At 41.3% G+C, this 17,349-nt stretch carries 18 protein-coding genes; 3 read left to right on the top strand and 15 right to left on the bottom strand.

Annotation, left to right across the window (positions count from 1 at the left end; genetic code table 11):
* Nucleotides 1–39: 39 nt before the first annotated feature.
* The 5 genes from LIZ66_RS02460 to LIZ66_RS02440 all read right to left on the bottom strand — a co-directional run bounded on the left by LIZ66_RS02460 (nt 40) and on the right by LIZ66_RS02440 (nt 5,907).
* Nucleotides 40–828, bottom strand: a complete 789-nt coding sequence (locus LIZ66_RS02460) for a DUF4352 domain-containing protein (RefSeq protein ID WP_204454136.1) — start codon at nt 826–828, stop codon at nt 40–42.
* Between the two features lie 251 nt (nt 829–1,079).
* On the bottom strand, nt 1,080–3,155 hold the full coding sequence (locus tag LIZ66_RS02455) for an aryl-sulfate sulfotransferase (protein ID WP_227200141.1): 2,076 nt from the start codon (nt 3,153–3,155) through the stop codon (nt 1,080–1,082).
* A complete protein-coding gene (locus tag LIZ66_RS02450) occupies nt 3,152–4,438 on the bottom strand; it encodes a sensor histidine kinase (RefSeq protein ID WP_227200142.1) in 1,287 nt (428 codons plus the stop codon). The genes LIZ66_RS02455 and LIZ66_RS02450 overlap by 4 nt, the downstream gene beginning before the upstream one ends.
* Entirely contained in the window at nt 4,428–5,114 is a 687-nt protein-coding gene (locus LIZ66_RS02445) for a response regulator transcription factor (protein WP_173770230.1), read from the bottom strand. Before LIZ66_RS02445 ends, LIZ66_RS02450 begins: the two co-directional genes overlap by 11 nt.
* A gap of 277 nt (nt 5,115–5,391) precedes the next feature.
* Nucleotides 5,392–5,907 (bottom strand): cysteine hydrolase family protein, encoded by a 516-nt coding sequence (locus LIZ66_RS02440; RefSeq protein WP_148461342.1) that lies wholly within the window; start codon nt 5,905–5,907, stop codon nt 5,392–5,394.
* Between the two features lie 262 nt (nt 5,908–6,169).
* Here LIZ66_RS02440 and LIZ66_RS02435 point away from each other — a divergent pair, with 262 nt between their 5' ends.
* Both LIZ66_RS02435 and LIZ66_RS02430 read left to right on the top strand, forming a co-directional pair.
* On the top strand, nt 6,170–7,222 hold the full coding sequence (locus LIZ66_RS02435) for a hypothetical protein (protein WP_227200144.1): 1,053 nt from the start codon (nt 6,170–6,172) through the stop codon (nt 7,220–7,222).
* Nucleotides 7,119–8,999: an HD domain-containing phosphohydrolase gene (locus LIZ66_RS02430; protein ID WP_227200159.1), complete on the top strand. Its 1,881-nt coding sequence runs from the start codon at nt 7,119–7,121 to the stop codon at nt 8,997–8,999. The genes LIZ66_RS02435 and LIZ66_RS02430 overlap by 104 nt, the downstream gene beginning before the upstream one ends.
* Before the next feature lie 74 nt (nt 9,000–9,073).
* On the opposite strand, the gene LIZ66_RS02425 is transcribed toward LIZ66_RS02430, so the two are convergent.
* The 7 genes from LIZ66_RS02425 to LIZ66_RS02395 form a co-directional block, all read right to left on the bottom strand.
* Nucleotides 9,074–10,705: an FMN-binding protein gene (locus tag LIZ66_RS02425; RefSeq protein WP_195991927.1), complete on the bottom strand. Its 1,632-nt coding sequence runs from the start codon at nt 10,703–10,705 to the stop codon at nt 9,074–9,076.
* Nucleotides 10,706–10,740: 35 nt separating this feature from the next.
* A complete protein-coding gene (locus LIZ66_RS02420; protein WP_173770566.1) occupies nt 10,741–10,998 on the bottom strand; it encodes a restriction endonuclease in 258 nt (85 codons plus the stop codon).
* A gap of 28 nt (nt 10,999–11,026) precedes the next feature.
* On the bottom strand, nt 11,027–11,374 hold the full coding sequence (locus tag LIZ66_RS02415; protein WP_173717191.1) for an AAA family ATPase: 348 nt from the start codon (nt 11,372–11,374) through the stop codon (nt 11,027–11,029).
* Nucleotides 11,375–11,426: 52 nt separating this feature from the next.
* Nucleotides 11,427–11,624 (bottom strand): hypothetical protein, encoded by a 198-nt coding sequence (locus tag LIZ66_RS02410; protein WP_227200161.1) that lies wholly within the window; start codon nt 11,622–11,624, stop codon nt 11,427–11,429.
* Between the two features lie 174 nt (nt 11,625–11,798).
* Complete coding sequence (locus LIZ66_RS02405; protein ID WP_187565364.1) at nt 11,799–12,197, bottom strand: hypothetical protein; 399 nt, start codon at nt 12,195–12,197, stop codon at nt 11,799–11,801.
* A 39-nt stretch (nt 12,198–12,236) separates the two neighbouring features.
* The gene (locus LIZ66_RS02400) at nt 12,237–13,295 is read right to left on the bottom strand and encodes a Fic family protein (RefSeq protein ID WP_173717194.1); all 1,059 of its coding nucleotides are present in this window, start codon (nt 13,293–13,295) and stop codon (nt 12,237–12,239) included.
* A gap of 171 nt (nt 13,296–13,466) precedes the next feature.
* On the bottom strand, nt 13,467–15,038 hold the full coding sequence (locus LIZ66_RS02395) for an AAA family ATPase (RefSeq protein WP_173772939.1): 1,572 nt from the start codon (nt 15,036–15,038) through the stop codon (nt 13,467–13,469).
* Between the two features lie 240 nt (nt 15,039–15,278).
* Between LIZ66_RS02395 and LIZ66_RS02390 the strand changes: the two genes are divergently transcribed.
* Entirely contained in the window at nt 15,279–15,590 is a 312-nt protein-coding gene (locus tag LIZ66_RS02390; RefSeq protein WP_173717201.1) for a substrate-binding domain-containing protein, read from the top strand.
* 187 nt (nt 15,591–15,777) lie between these two features.
* Here the strand turns inward: LIZ66_RS02390 and LIZ66_RS02385 are convergent, their stop codons facing one another.
* The 3 genes from LIZ66_RS02385 to LIZ66_RS02375 are packed head-to-tail and all read right to left on the bottom strand — an operon-like array spanning nt 15,778 to nt 17,331.
* Nucleotides 15,778–16,236: an Lrp/AsnC family transcriptional regulator gene (locus LIZ66_RS02385; RefSeq protein ID WP_226836792.1), complete on the bottom strand. Its 459-nt coding sequence runs from the start codon at nt 16,234–16,236 to the stop codon at nt 15,778–15,780.
* Between the two features lie 55 nt (nt 16,237–16,291).
* On the bottom strand, nt 16,292–16,648 hold the full coding sequence (locus tag LIZ66_RS02380; RefSeq protein WP_148463109.1) for a VOC family protein: 357 nt from the start codon (nt 16,646–16,648) through the stop codon (nt 16,292–16,294).
* Entirely contained in the window at nt 16,645–17,331 is a 687-nt protein-coding gene (locus LIZ66_RS02375) for an MBL fold metallo-hydrolase (protein WP_148463110.1), read from the bottom strand. Before LIZ66_RS02375 ends, LIZ66_RS02380 begins: the two co-directional genes overlap by 4 nt.
* Between the last annotated feature and the right edge of the window lie 18 nt (nt 17,332–17,349).

Below are 17,349 nucleotides of genomic sequence, written 5' to 3'. Positions count from 1 at the left end.
TCATGGCAGCTGACGGATTGTCTGCATTTTTTATCACCCTTATAATGCGCAGTGATATTCCTCTGCCTCAAATGGATAGCTAAGCTCCAGACCCTCTGCATTCTCGTCAATCTCAAATGCGATCCAGCCCTCGTTAGAACCGAAATTCAAAGTGGTTCCTGCCATACGTGTCATACCAAGCTCTGAAATGAACTCATCATCCATTCTGCTGTATTCATTTCCTTCACTGTCAGTCAGCTTCAGATTCGCCCAGTCCAAAGTCTCCTTGCTGCCGTCTTTCTCGATCTTCAGCTTAATCATACAGAAAGTCTTGCCTGCGTCAGCTTCTTTCTTGTAGTCGCTTGTCTCCACACCTGTATAGCCAAGTTCTACGCTTACATTCTCAAGAGAGGAATTGATCTCCACATCTTCTACTGTAATATTCCATCCTGCTGCAGAAACAACCTCGCCGTATGAATCACTGTTTGCAGTCTGGGCTGCTGTACCAGCAGAACTTCCTGCTGCTTCTGTCTCCTTGCTGTCGGCCACCTCTGCACTGTCTGCTTCTGTTGAATCACTACTTGCCGAATCCTCACCTGTACTCTCTGCTTCTGCAGCTGTGTCATCTGCCTCTGCACTGTCTTCTTCAGCGGAATCAGTACTTGCAGAATCTTCACTTGTATCTTCTGCTTCCGTGCTGTCAGTCTCTTCCTTGGCATCAGCATTGTCTGCGGCAGCTTCTGTCTTGGTATTCTCTTCCGTCTTTGTATCATTTGTGCCACCACAACCAGCCATTAAACCAGCCACCAGAACGGCTCCCATTACCTGTAATAAAACTTTTTTCTTCATTTTTTTTACTCCCTTTATTTTTCTGGTATAACTTCATTTACCTGGAGCATGTTTGAAATAAATATTCTGCCGAATGTGCCGGAATCATTTTTCAAACACGCTCTGGTCGTGTTATCAACTATTATAGCATAGTTCCGCAATAAAGCAGAAACACTTTCTTAATATTGCCTGTAAAAATTTAAAGTTTTACTATTTCCACCATTCACAGCAACACACTTCGCAGAATGTTACCAGTGAACAGCAGCATTAAATCACTTAATTTTTATATTTTGTTCCAAATCATAAAATTCGTTCTGATATACAACATAAATCTCATAATCATCCGCTTCCATTCCCTGCAGCGGTACCGGAATGTTCTCATAGAACTTCAGGTAAGATTTCGTATGAAGACGGATGTCTGTAGTGTCATACACATAAGTATTTTTCTTTCCATGAAAAATAATCTGGGAAATCTGGTGATCATAAGCGCCTGCATAAAGCACCTGCCCGGTAAGATGTAATGTAATCTCGCCTTCTTCCAGTACCTGTTCTGGCTTCTTCTGCCAGAAGAACCAGGGCGCTTTTACAGGCTGATATAATTCTCCCATAATATAGTTGTCTTTTATTTCCATGACTGCTGCCAGATCATTCCAGTCAATTCTCATCTCTGATGCGCGGTAATAATAGCTTTTGATGCTGAACTGATTGATCAGCTCTTCTGTATCATAGTCAAACTCATAGTTCATTCCTCTTCGTTTATCTTCAGAATCCTTCACATGACCGCACATGCCGAAAATATGATTACTGTCAGCATCATAAATAGCAGAAGAAGTAATGGTAGACCATACAGTAGGAATCTTTTTAATCTGCTTTACTGTCTTTTCTGCTTCATTTACAGCATAAACCAACAGATAAGATTCTTTTTCACCATCAAAGTATTGCAATACATCGGACTTTCGTACTTTTACATAATGATTATCAAACATACTGACTTCTATTGTCTGGTCATCTCCATCCAGATCTGTTTCCATCTGGTAGGCAGTATGCTGCTGGAACTGATAAACAAAATCTCCTTCCGGCTGAAGCACATATTTCTCATATTCTGTGCCTTCCCAGAATCTCGGATCGCAGAGTATCCACTGGATTTCCTTTGTCGTCCAGTTCAATTTGACCACAGATTCCAGATTTCGGGGACTGATCACAATGGTATCTGTCTCCGACTGATAAGACACAGTGTTTAAATGGGTCCAGTCAACCCGATCCTCATATTTCCCTCCAAAAATGTCTTCCATTATCAATTCATTTACAACTTCACCGGTCTGTCTGTCAATTTCCTGGATTTTGTCCTCAATGTGTCCTTCCAGAGAACTGGTCAGAACCAGAAGATTTCCGTCCGGCTCTTTTTCGATTACTTCATGGTGATTTCCACCCGCCACATAGTACATGGTGTAGGCGCGTCCCAGATAATCCATCTCATAGAGATTGGTTGTCTGCGGTTTGGCCTGGGATGGCATAAAAGCTTCATTGGAGGCAACTATCATCCTGCTATTTGACAGCATATAAATTCCAGAAGTAAATTCTCCGCTCATGTACCAACGGATATCTCCCATACAGTCATAAGCAAATGGGAAGGTTGTCCGCTGTCCATATACCATAGTCAGTTCAAATGCAGATTCACCGCTTGTTTTCACCGGTTTCACAGCATCATCCAGTTTATCCGGAAGTTCATCCGTTGTAATAGTGATTTCCTGGGAATCTGTAACCTTGCCTGATTTATCCAGAAGCTCCAGAACAACTGTATTTTCCATTGCCGGGTAAAGACCGATCACCGGGATTCTGTGTGAAGCAGCAGATTCCACTTCTCCGCTGATATCTGCGGCTTCCGTTTTTCCCTTGACCGTAAAACGCACCGCACACTCTTCTTTTGTGTCGAAAATAATCACCGCTGTCAATGGAGAAACCTGATAAGGATTCTGGATCACCATAGGCTCCTCCCAGCTGTATCCATTCTCCAGCTCAGCCTGCAGCTGCTGGTCGATTTCATAAGAGGATGCTATACGTGTGGTTTCTTTTGGAATGTCTGTTTCGATCTCATTTGCAGAACCGTCATTCTCAGTTATGTAAACCGGATTCTCCAGATTCATGGAAGCATTCAATTCCTGGTCATAATATCCATATTTTTTCCTTCTTTTTTCCTGAACAGAATACGGAATCTCCTGACCAGTAAGCTTCATATATGTATTATAGATTCCACGGCGTTTTTTCCAGCATAGAGCGGCAAACAGCACAGCTAAAATTAAAAATATAATAAATACTGCAATTTTTGTTTTTTTATTCCACTTTCTCATTTTCCCAAATCCCTGATTTCCGGAAGTTGAAGCCAGAACAGCACTCCGTTCTCCATATTTTTAGCTCCGCAGCTTCCTTTATGTTTATCCACGATCTTTCGGACCACAAAAAGTCCAAGACCAATGTTACGTACTTCATTCTCAGATGTGACTGGTTTCTTCTTCTGGGAAGTTGTGTAAAAGCTGTCCCAGATATGCTCCATCTGCTCTTCTTTAATCTGCTCTCCATCGTTGTAGACTTCCATGCGTATCTGCTTTTTCTCTTTCTTCAGAGTAATCCGGATCCGCTTTCCCTGCTCTGTATGCTGAAACGCATTCATCAGATAATTGTTTACTGCTCTTTCCAGATACATGCGGTTTCCGTATGCGAAACAGTTCTTTTCGATTTCCTGTTCCACTTTGATCTCGTTTTTGCGGAACATAGCATCATATCGAAGAAGCAGATATTCTATCATTTCTGATACATTTACACGGCTCATTTCCATGGAACTCATCTGATTGTCCAACATGGAAAAATCAAGGAGTTCTCCTACCATTCTGGACATTTTGTCCAGCTCCTCGTGAATGGAAGAATAATAGTAGGAACGATCAATCTTATCTCCTGCGATTTCCAGCATTTCCACCTGGCTGGACACTACTGCAAGAGGTGTTTTTAATTCATGGGAAATATTCGCCACAAATTCTCTCTGGCTTTCCAGAAGCTGATAGTCAGACTGCTTTGCTTTTTTCTCGGTACTTGCTTTACTCATTTTTTCCTGGAAATAGCTTAATCCCACCATCAGAAGCAAAACAACCGCCAGATATAATCTGGTTCCCTCAATCACTTCCAGAACTGACTGAACATCTTTTCGCAGGTAAACATAGAATGTATGTCCATCCTGTATAATCTTCCCACGAAACATCAGAATATGCCTGGATTCCATGCGACGCTGTTCCAGGGTTCCTTCTTCTGTGTACTGGGCAATTTTGTTTTCTATGTACTTACGGGCATGCGTGGTCTTCAGAGATGATCTGGACGTATAAATCTGCTCATAATTTTCATTCGCAATTACAGTCTCAAATTTTTCTTTCTGATAATCACCAAGTGTCTCTTCGTCGTCCTCGCTAAGTTCCTCAAGATCCATGTCATGGATATCTTCATACAGCTGACGCATGATTCTGGCCTTTGATGAAGTATATATGGGATAACAGCACACGCTATACAGCATGACTGCCACCGCAAAGGCAATAATCTGAATCCACAGAGCTTTCCCAGCTCTCCAGAAATTTTTTTTAATTTTCATGGATGTCCTCCCCGAAGATGTAGCCCACGCCGTAAACAGTCCGGATATAATTGCAGCCTTCTCCCATTTTTTTCCGCAGCTGCTTCACCAGAGTATCAATGGTCCGCACATCACCTGTATAATCGTATTCCCACACCGCATTCAGTATGGTATCTCTTGGCAGAACAATTCCCGGATGCTCCATGAAGTAAATCATCAGATCAAATTCCTTCCTGGTGGTGGGGATATGCTGCTCTTTGTAAAATAAAAGCTGTGCATTTACATCTGCCTGCAGATCGTTGTATTCCACCATAGTCCGCAGCTTCCCGGCACGCTTCAGCACCGCCTCAATGTGCATTTTCACAAGTGCCAGAGTAAAGGGCTTGGTGATATAATCATCCGCACCTTTCTCAAATCCGCTCATCTGGTCTGCCACTGCCGACCTTGCAGACAAAATAATAACCGGAACCTCCGATATTTTCCTGATTTCTTTCAATACGGTATATCCGGAAATATCCGGCAGCATAAGATCCAGAAGGATCAGATCCACCTTCTGCTTATTCTGGCAAAAATATTCCAGGGCTTTGTTCCCGGTCAGTGCTGTCTCTACTTCATAGTTCTGAATCCTCAGAAAGTCAGAAATCGTCTGTGCTAATTTCGGTTCATCCTCTACAACAAGAATCTCTATTTTTTTCACGGCTCTTTCCTCTCTCTTAAAGCCTGTCGCTAGAACGTGTTTGAAAAAGGCTTTCTGTATTTCAAACAGGCTTCAATGCTCTGTAAATCGTTGCGGTTTCCTATCAGACAGAAGCCACAATTTACTTTAATATAGTATCATGTGATTTTGATGGAAATATGAGAAAATAAGTTTTCTTTCGGCGCAGAAAAATAAAAATACCACAAAATCACCATTTCCCGTGACTTTGCGGCATTTTTTTAAGCAACCACTTCCAAAATCCGTTTTCTCATGACTCCTAAAGAACCTCTATCTGGCAGGCTTTCATCGCTTCCAGCGCCCGCTCATGGCTCTCCGGCGTCACTCCGGCGCAGCAAAGAGAGTCTACCATGATCGGTACCTCCGGCAAAAATGCTTTCAGCAGCATGGCATTGGAAATCACACAGATATCTGTGCAAAGCCCTACCAGTGTAATACTGTCAATGGTCTCTGATTTATTAAATTCTTTCAGAACTTTTCCCAGGGTTTCGCTGCCAAAGGTTGGCTTGTCAATGGGTCCGGACTCCAGAAGCTCTGCGATCTCCTCCCGGATCTCCCAGCCGTAGGTGCCGCGGATGCAGTGCTCTACAGGAAGCATTCTGCCCTCCTGGGTCTGCAGATAATCCCCACTGTGAGTATCCCTGGTCGCCAGCACAAGACCATTGAAATTCTTCACTCTGTCCACCACATTAGGCACAATTGCTTCCGCCTCCGGTGTACCAAGCGCTCCGTCAATAAAATCATTCTGCATATCGATCACAACTAAAATATCCATATTTTCCCCCGTACTTCATATGTTTTCTGACACAATTTTTCTCAACTCAACCCAAACGCCACATGTTTTTGTAAAGCTTATTTAGATTAACTATACCACTTTATTGGAATTTCGTATACCGAAACGGTCAGATTTCTAAAAGATTTTAAAAATTTTTCCAACCATTATGAATAATAATGTTTTGATGAATCTTTTCATATATAGTATAATACAATTGACAATCACAAAAATTTAACACCACTCACATACAAGGAGAATTACCATGACCAAGGAGAAATTCCCTGCCCGCCAGGGACCAAGATACATTTTCTATTTTCTGATGCTCGCCATTCTTGGATGGTTCATTTTCATGCAGTTTTTCGGTGCTGATGAAAGAACTGTCAGTGGAAACTCTCCGTCCCTCCTCTATCCCGGAACCTTTACCTGGGAAAAATCTGACGGCACCACTGAAGAAATCACAGTTCCCGGTTCCTATGATGTTCCCGCAGGCGAAACCATGGTCATCACATCTACCCTTCCGGCAGATTTTGATGCCTCATCTATAGCGATTCGTTCCTCCCTGCAGGACGTAAACATATACATAAACGGCACCTTAAGAGAGCAGTACAGCACCAGTAAAACCCGTCTGATTGGGAAAAATTCCGCCAGCCGTTTCATTTTTTGCTCCACCTCCCATGAAGATGCCGGAAAGGAGCTCCGCATCGAACTGATCACCTACACCTCCAACTATTCCGGTGTTGTGAACCAGATTTTCTGTGGAGATAAAGCGGACATCTGGCAGCTGATCTTCAACCATTACGGACTGGCCACTTACATCGCATTTTTCACCCTGTTTGCAGGACTGACCACCATCCTTTTCAGCCTTACCCTTGGTTTTGTGTACCACACAAGCTTTGAGATGGAATATCTTGGCTGGTGTATGATAATGGGAGCAACCTGGATGCTGGGCGAGTCCAAAATCCGCCAGCTGCTGATTCCAAACTCATCTGCCCTGGCTTCCTTGTGCTTCGTTATGATCCTCCTTGGACCGATTCCCCTTCTGCTTTATGCAGACAATGTACAGCACGGACTTCACCGCAGGCTTTATCATATTGTGATCGGAATCTCCCTGCTGAATTTTACAGTCTGCTCTATTCTGGCCATAGCAAATATTGCAGACTACATTGAAACCCTCCCCCCTGGGGCAGATCATACTGATAGGTACATTCCTGATGGTGTTTATCCATCTCTGCCTCTACATCCGCCACAGAAAAAAAGCCTCAGACCATCTTCTGCTCCTGGCTCATTTGCTCGTTTTGCTTTGCGTTGCTGCTGAATGTGTCTCTGTATATTTTGTCACATCCCTGTCCGGTCTTTTTATCGGCATTGGAATGCTCATTCTGCTGTTTGTCAACATTGTCCGGACTCTTCGAAGCATCCAGCATATAGAGAATGAGCGCCAGCAACAGGAACTGGAACGCAAACAGAAGCAGACAGAGCTCCTTTCCCTGCAAATGATGCAGACTTTGTCCACCACCATCGAGGCTAAGGACGAGTACACCCGCGGACATTCCTACCGGGTTGCAGAATATGCCGCACTTATTGCAGCCGAGCTTGGATGGTCTTCAGAGGAAATCCAGCAGTTAAAGCATGCCGCTTACCTTCACGATATTGGAAAAATTGGTATTCCGGATCTGATCTTAAACAAGCCCTCCAGACTTACAGATGACGAGTATAATCTGATAAAAAAACATACCGTCATCGGTGCAGAAATATTGAAGGATATTACCTTTGTCCCTCATATTGTTGAAGTGGCCAGAAATCATCACGAACGGTATGATGGAAATGGATATCCAGACGGGCTTTCCGGTGTCGAAATTCCCATTCATGCACGCATCACCGCAATGGCAGACAGCTATGATGCCATGAATTCCCGCAGAATTTACCGAAATGCACTTCCTCCGGAAATGATCCGGGAGGAAATCAGTAAGAACCGCGGGAAACAGTTTGATCCGGAAATTACAGATGTATTTTTAAAGCTATTAGATGAAAAGCGTGTTGTTCTCCACAATATCCGCATACAGGAAATAACAGCTCCACCAGAGGCTGACCACACCATTAACAAATTCATTTCAGAAGTAGTCAGCACCATAAAGAACCAGGAGGATTCAAAGAATTATGATTTCCTGACCGGTCTTCCTATGAGAAGCCTTGGAGAGCGGCTTATTGCAGAATTCATGCAGGAACATAACGGCTGTCTTATTTTCCTTGATATGGATAATCTGAAAAAAATCAATGACGTTTATGGACACATGGCCGGTGACCGCGCCTTAAGGAATCTGGGAACCCTGCTTTCACGCTATACAGCCAACGGTATTGCCTGTCGTCTTGGTGGAGATGAATTTCTTCTGTTTCTGCCAGACATAAGTGCTGAAAATGTGTCGAAACTAACGACACGGCTTTTCCACCACTTCCATTCCATCGCAGAAGCTGATCCTGAAATCAAAGATGCTGCTCTGTCTGCCGGTTTGTATATGTGCACTACCAGCGATACCTTTGCAGACTGTTATTCCAAAGCAGATAAGGCATTATACAATGTAAAGCAAAATGGTAAAAATCACTTTTCCTTTTATCATCAGATCAGTCATTCCTCTTCCGATTCACCAGGTACTGCCAGGGATCTTCAGCAGGTGGCAGACGCGCTTCGCAAAAGTGGCAGCTATGCAGGTGCTCTTGAACTGAATTACCGGGATTTTTCCAGACAGTATGAATATATGCAACAGCTCATTATCCGAAGCGGAAGCCGCTGCTACCTGGTAATGCTCACACTGGAAGCCACTTCGGACACTCCCGCTCATATTGAAGAAATTGAGCAGACACTTTCCCATATGGAACAGGCTATCCAAAACACCATCCGGCGTGTGGATATCTGTACCAGATACAGTTCCATGCAGTATCTGATCATCCTGTTTCAGCCGGTTGAATCTCAGATTCCCAATATTATGGAACGTATTTTTATGCAATACTATAGAAAGGCAAAAAGCACTAACTTTCTGCCCACATATAAATATCTGTCTATGGCAGAAAATAATATGGATACAAATCAAAAATAAAAGCTTCTGACAGATACAGGATTTTTCAGTCCTGTGTCTGATTCAGAAGCTTTTATTTTTGGGGGATGACCATATCACTTTGAATATTTCTCTACTTTTTCCTCATACTCTTCCTGACTTGTTATCTCATGCTTCACAATATGCCCATGGTTCTTTTTCTTTGCAGTCAGATTCCTGCCAGGTCTTGGTGCATACTGATCCTCCGGAATCTCCAACGCATTTGCCACTGCATGAATAACCCCATTGCTGCTGTAGGTTGCTCCACTTACTGCATCTACATTCAGACTCTGCTCAGCCTTCATCTGTTCGATTACAGCTGGTGCTGCCCTGAAAAAGTATTCCTCTGTATCACAATAGGAAAGAATGGAAATATCCGTTACCTTCTGTTTTTCAACTGTAACCTGAACCTCCACATCCCCTCGAAATGCATCGGCCGAGCCGGTATAAATGCCATCTGTCAGATTCTGAAAACGTCCAGCCTCTATAAAGGATTGCTTATCTTCAGATTCTTCCTGTTCAGGTTTCTTCCCTTCACCTTCGTCATTTCCCAGTGCTTTATTCACAGCTTCAATCAAGCCGTTACTGCTGTAAGTCGCTCCGGAAACTGCATCTACATCTGTATTCTGCCTGCTGATCATCTCCTGGAAAATCCTGTTTTTCGCTCTCTCCATATAAGACTTATCATCTGCATAATCATCCAGTACAAGCTCCGTTATCTTCCCATCGGCAACCTTTACCGTAACCGTCACCTTGCCTCTGTAGCCCTCACCGGTTCCTGTGTAAATACCATTCTGAAAGTTACCTCCAGCATCATTTTCTGCCGTTTTTTTCACTGAATCTGCCGTTTTCTCTTTAGCCAGATTTCCTGCTATAAGGAGCTGTGACACCATGATGGTAGCACAGGTAACGCCCACTCCGATCAGCACTCCATATCTGCTTCTAAAGTGCGCATTCCCTTTCGGACACCAGCTTACACACTTCTGACAGCTGATACATTCTCCTCCGGCAATCCTGTCTTTCTTCGTAAGATCCATCCCCATGGTGCATTTCGAGGTACATAAATGACACTTTCCGCACTCTTCCCGCGGCTTATCAATTTTCAGGAAAGATGTCTGTGAAATCAGTGAATAAATTGCTCCCATAGGGCAAAAATATCTGCAAAAAAATCTCTGTACAAACAGTGAGCCAATAAAGATTAAAAGAAGCAGAACTCCTCCAACTGAAAGCAAAGGCTTCAATCCTGGCCAGTGTCCAAATGAAACATACTGCCCAAACACCTGCCACGGGCCGGCTGTTTTCACAGCTGTTACACCACTCCATATGAATATTATAAAGTAAAAAAGCACTGCATACTTGGCAAATCTGAATATCCGGTCAGCCTTTTTCAGGTTTCTTTTTCCCGGAAATAATGCCCGCAATCTGTGTGATCCAAGCCATAGCAAATCCTGCACTGCTCCAAAACTGCAGAAAAATCCACAGAAAAACCTTCCCACAAGTACTGTTGCCGGCACAGTTGCCAACAGCATCCATACCGAATACTTCACACTTTCCCATGAAATATTTCCCTTGTATATGCAGGAAACAATATTTCCCACAGCTGCGAATTCCCCTTCAAATAAGCCCGGAATTAAAGCGAAGGACAATATCTGGATAACCACTTTGATCCAGTTGATTTTCTTATTTTTCAGAAAGTTTTTTCTGTTCATTCTTTATACTCCTTAGAGCGGGTCTGAAAAAGACTCTAATACAAGTCTTCGATTGTAAGCAGCACCGCATTTTCTCGCGCCGCCCTTTCCTTTACTGACTCTGTGAAACCAGATTTGCTGAAAAACATAAGATACTTTTCCTCTGCATTTTTAAACATTTCTGCAGCCATAACCAGGTCATCATACTCTTCCATAGGCATTGGTTTATTTCGAAACTTACATTCACAGAGCAACACTTTCTTTCCCGTTTTATCAAACGCAAGTATATCAACATCATCCTGCGCTTTTATCAATAGATTATTCCCCCACCATTTTCCCATTTTATATGGAATAAACGGAAGTTTCTTCGCAGGAAAGCTCCAGGCCCAGCATGGAATAATAATTCTGATTTGTAAAAAGGAATCTGTACCAGAACTTATAATAATTATCTGTTATCTCATAAATCCCTTTTTTACTTGTTTCTGGCTCGGTACAGGGAACACACTTCTCAATTAATCGCAGAGTCTGCAATGTAAGCATATATTTGCTGCACTTGCTTTTCTCTTCATGAATTCGATCTGCAATCTCACGAATCTTATTACATCCATTGGAAATCGCCTCTAAAATGGAATTGTATACCGAAGGCTCTCTCAATTCAATCCTCAAAAGTGTCTGGGGTTCATCATTCAAAAAAGTCCCTTCCGTAAGCAGATTATTTTTTATATTTTCCTCCAGTGAAATCTCAGAGGAAAACGCCTCCAGATGTCATTGAAGGATTCGGTTCTGCCAGAAAAGGAAGTTCATCAATAATCAATACCAATTTTTCGTCTGAAATTTTTCCTGTAATATATTCAAATGCAGCTTCCCAATTTTGAAAAGAAGATATAAAAGAGCCTTCGAAAAATGTTTGCACCATCTTGGAAAAGTTCAGAAGATTCAAAGAATCATTCTTCTCTGTGCAGAAAAAAACAGGGCTTTATGTCTGCCGGCAAATTCTCTTAAGCAGCCTCCTCGTTGTCAAATCATAAGCGCCGTAAACAAAATATACTACTTGCAGTAGTATACTTATAAATAGTATATTTTATTCTGTGATATTTTCAATCGATTTTCCATATTATTTTAAGAAAATATGTTCGCCAGTTTCCATATCCTCTACATCCAGGTAAATTGCCCTGCACTTTTGGGGCAATTCTTCCATGTGCATAAGCTCAAGCCAGTTTTTGTTCCAGTCGGTGTGCCAGTGACCGAAATACCAGTGTTTGAAAGATCTGCCCTTCTTGTCGCCGCTGCCATCTGCAAGCATCTCATTAGTCTGGTTCAACTTGTCACATACCCATTGAAAATAGTTCTGAAGGGGTTCTTCTTCCCTGGCTACGTGGTAGTAGCCAAGCGTTTTCACTCGGTATAATGGGCAGGTGTGTGTGATCGCATAGTCTACTTCATAATCTTCTGCTTCCAGATTCTTATTGGAATTGGCGTAATCAGAGTCTGTAGGAAGCTTTTTGGCCATCATCGCAATGTAGTCTCCATTTTTTTCTGCAGCTGGTAATAATTACTCTCTTTTCTTCATATACATTGTTTTGCGTCCTGCGCCAGTTCGTATTATAGCACCCTCATCAACCAGTTTTTTTAATGCTGATTCTACTGAGGAACTTCCAAGACTAGGACATGCAACCAGTGCATCATGTTTCGAAAACTTTCCGAGCGTGTTTTCTGAATATGTCTTTACAACATCATATGCCTTGCTTTTTTTTCCTGTTTTTTCAGCTAATACTATTCTTGCCTCAAACTCTCTATAGCACGATAGAATAATTCCTAACATATATTTAATAAATGGCTTGGGATCATTCTCTCCCTCATACCAGTTTTGATCCGCATTTTGCAAAACTTCATAATATGTTTCTTTTGTATCCGCAATAGCTTTTTCTATACTGATATACTGTCCAACAATATATCCACTTCGATATAGGAGCAATAATGTTAATAGTCTGCTCATTCGTCCATTTCCGTCATTGAAAGGATGAATACATAGAAAATCTAATATAAAATTAGGTATCAGAATGAGCGGATCTACAATACCATCCCCTATAGCTTTGTTATACTCATTGCAAAGTCGTTCTACTGCATCTGGGGTTTCGTAAGGTTCTAATGGCTTAAACAACACCACTTTCTCTCCATTTTCAAGCATCATATCAATCTCATTTGGAGTGGTCTTATATTTACCAGCATAAGAAAATGCAGTATGTTTTAACATCTCACCGTGAAGCTGCAAAATATAATTACTTCGAACAGGAATTGCTTCGTAAGCTTCATGGACAATATTTAGGACATTACGATATCCAAGTATTTCTTCTTCATCTCTATTCCTGGGCGTTGTTTTATCTTCCACAAGCTGTTTTAATCTTGCATTTGTTGTCACAATACCTTCTATCTGATTCGAACTTTCTGTACTCTGTATTTTCGCAATTTCAATCAGGCGATTAAGTTCAACGGGCTTTTGTCTTAGATACAGATCTTGTTTTCCTTTATACTCATGGATTTGTGCAACATATGCCAGAATCTCATTATCCCAGGTCCTTTCCTTAAGTTTGGAATAATCAAATACTCTCATTCCAACTCCTTTCTCCCAAGCTTCTTTTCTTTCTCCCAATATTGGCGCATTTTTGGGAGATATTCAAATATGTTGGGATAATAATATTATTGTCCTTTTTTCTTATCCTTTCAGCAACTGCACTGCCCCGCCACAGACCTTTTCGTGCACATATGCATCTCTGAATTTAATTTAAAGCTTATACTCTTCAATCATGCATTCATGTACTTTCGTTCTCTTATTATAATTCACTCCAACCAGAAGTGCATTTCCAGCATATTCTTCCAGACTTCTGCAATATTCTTTTCTTTTAATCTGGCTGATTGCCCCATCTGCACTCTTGTCCCATTTCAGCTCTACCACAAGTGCCGGTTTATCCTGAAATTTCTTACGTGGAATAAATACAATATCCGCAAATCCCTTTCCGCCAGCCAATTCCCTGTGCATTGTATAAAAATTCCTTGCAGCATATAAAGCAAGAGAAATCGTATAACTCAAGGCGTTTTCATCATTATACTGAATATGAGACGTTTCAAAATGAGCCAGTTGTATTCCTTCCGCAACCTGTTGTGGCCGTCTCTGCCAGATTGCATTTAACGTGTCAGCAGATTGCTTCAGCGCAATTGATACCTCGCCCCAGTCCGATGCAGCTACACTGTTAACATACTCATTTCGCACTTCATTATTCGGAATCTTCACCACCTTATTCTCCGAATCATAAGCCAGATACCCCAGATGAATCAACAATGTCAATACATCATCCTCTGTTCGGAAGGTTGTCATATCGTTGGTAAAGCTTCCCGTATTAACCGGAATCCTTTCCCCTGCAATCATGCTCAAAACATCATCCTTCAGGCCATCAAAATTCATATCAATATAAACCTGCAGGGCCTCGAATGTTTCCGTCTGATTCCAGTAATTCTCTATTTTTCCGAAGAGCATACTGTTTACAACAGAACGCGGACTATAAACAGATGCCGCCATAGAAAATGAATATCCATCATACCAGGCTTTTACTTCTTCCATATCCATCCTGTATTTATGGCACAGATATTCCACTTCCACCTCAGTAAAACCCACATACGGTGCAAGAGGGCCTGGATTTATCATGGAAAATTCATCAAACATATTTAATGCAGAATGGGTTCCATATTTCTTTATTGGCAAAATACCCGTCATATACGCTAAGTGAATACATGCCTTATCCTTCAGCAAGTCTCTCAGGAAATCCAGGTATTTCTCCTGTGCTTCCTTATTCTGCCTGAACTCCCTGAAAATACAGTCCCACTCATCTATAATAACAACAAATGGACACTTCTCAGTCTCATAAATATCCTGCATGGATTCCACCAGATCCGTATCGTCAAAATAATCCACATCCGGATATTCTCGCTTCAGATCCCGCAAAACAAGTTTTTTTACCCGGTCAACCAATGCTTCAACACTATCGCTTCTACTCAGAAACTCCTGCATATTCAAAAAAATGGTATTATACTTATTTCTGTACTTTTCAAAATCAGGACTCTCGGATATTTCAAATTTGGAAAATATTTCTCTGGAATCACAGCCTCTGCTGTAATATGCCGTAAGCATATTCGCAGCCATGGATTTTCCAAACCTCCGCGGGCGGCTGACGCAGACATATCCCTGCACTGTATTCATTACCCGATTCGTGTATCCGACCAAACCAGTTTTATCTACGTAGATTTCAGAATTTACGCTTTTTTCAAAGCTCTCCATTCCCGGATTCAGATATCTGCCCATGGTTACCTCCTGTGTCCTTATCCGTTTCCATATTCTCATAGCATAAGTATATAACATTTTTTTGCTTTTGACTACCTTAGAGCCTGTTTGAAAAGGATTTCCGCAAGATGTGCGCCACACTTTGATCTCCATTCTCTTTTTAGAATATGTTTGAGAAAGGGTTCGTCTATAAACTTCATTTCGCAAAGTTTAATTACACCATCTTTTCTGATATCTTGTTGCCGTAAACATTAAAACAATATTACAATTATTCTTTCACACTATTCTTGTCATGTAGTTCCTTATCTTGCTTCAAAAAACATTTCTGTTCCAGAAGATTTAACTGTTATAAGCTTTGATAATTCCAATGTAACCAAATTGTATGATTCAACCCGAGTTCCTAGTATTAACCACCCGAAAGAGAAGCTTGGAGAAATGGCTGCAAATTTATTGCTTCAATATATTGAAGCTCCTACATCTATTCCTTCCGGACATCCGCAAATTATTTTTCCAGTTTCCAAAGAACAAGAACTTACAATTTTAAACGGAACAATAAACTCTGATTTTTTATAACATCTTTCATTTTAAAATTTCAAAATTATATTTTAAAAGTTAAAATAACCCATACCGCACAAAAGGCAATGAACCATTTCTGATTCATTGCCTTTTACTTTACATACACTGTAATTGCAAATAATAACAACAAAATTTTTCTCTTTCTTCTCAAAAGAAACCATAATGCGTCACCTCAATTTGACCTCTACAGCCGTAACCCTTTAATATCTTTAATCCGTGATAAGATCGTATTGCAGCTACAGCTGATAATGCCGGGCAGTGTATCAATGACGTTGTGCAGGAAGTGCTCCATTTCATCACTTGATGAAGCAACAGCATGTACATGCAATTTGTCTCTTCCTGTGACACGGTAAATCTGTGTGACTGTATCATCTTTGTATAAGATATCTGTCACCTGTGACAAATGATCTGGTTTTATTTCAAGTTCAAAATAACTGGATACAGCACCACTGATTTTTTGAGGATTTATTATTGTTGTATATTCTTCAATTACCCCCTTTTTCTCCATAGCCTGAATCCGGGCTTTTACTGCCACTCTGGAAATGCCGGTTTCTTCACCGATATCTGAGTAGGAGATACGTGCATTTTCTATAAGTAACTGGATAATCTTCTGATCCAGTTCATCTAAATTATCCAGGTACATAAGTGCCCTCCTGCAAAATAATATACGTCAGCTTTATTCGATTTCCCAACCAGCTTTACGGCACAATCTCAAGCCAGTAACCATCTGGATCTACGATGAAATAAATTCCCATTGCTTCATTTTCGAAGCAAATGCAGCCCATCTCTTTGTGCTTCTTGTGCGCAGCCTCGTAATCCTCCGCTTGGAATGCCAGGTGGAATTCGCATTCACCCAGATTATATGGCTGTGGATGATCCTTAAGCCAGGTAAGTTCCAGCTCAAAATCACTTACATCGTTGCTCAGATACACGATGATAAAATCATCGGTAGTCTTTCTTCTTACCTCGTGCAGATCAAGGGCCTCATTGTAAAATTTAATAGATCGGTCCAGGTCTGACACATTATAGTTTTCGTGAATCATCTTAAATTTCATACTTCTTCTCCTTTTGTACATTCTGTGTTTTTAATGCGTGACTTATATTGCGGATATTCAGTAATGAACCGCTTAATTACACTGGCATCATTCCAGTAATGCATTGGAAAAATGACATTGCAATCTACATTTTTAAGGAAATACAGGATCCCGTCAGCATAGTGATCTTCCTGTCTCGGATCTAAGGGAACAAATGCAGCATCAAAATGTATACCCTTAATTTTCCTGATCTCTGCACGATATGCAGAAGTAAGTCTCTGGTTGTCAGCTTTCAGCTCACCATCCCAGTACCAGTCGTTTAAGTCGCCGGCATGATAAATGGTGCCTTCCTTTGTTTTGACAATGAATGCGACACCACTATCGTTAGACAGCAAGGTATCAACTTCAGTACCATTATCCAGATTATAAGTCTGATCATGATAAACATATGTGATCTTCAGATCCGATAAATGATTCCTTTTTCGTATATCATTCGCCAGGACTGCCTGATAAGTCATCCCCATATCATCAAGAATCCCAAAGATTTGTGGGTTAAAATGATCCTTGTGGAAATGACTGCAAAAGACGATTACTTCTTTTTCCTTGTCAAGGTGCGGCAATTCACCCTTGTAATAATCAAAAATATAGTAGCAGTCTCTGGTCTCAATTAAAAATCCACTGTGGTTAATGTAAGTAATTTTCATGATACCTCCCTCATTTCC

Source organism: Blautia faecis, from assembly GCF_020554845.1.
In the GTDB taxonomy this organism is placed as follows: domain Bacteria; phylum Bacillota; class Clostridia; order Lachnospirales; family Lachnospiraceae; genus Blautia_A; species Blautia_A faecis.
This window is presented reverse-complemented; position numbering and strand designations above follow the sequence as displayed.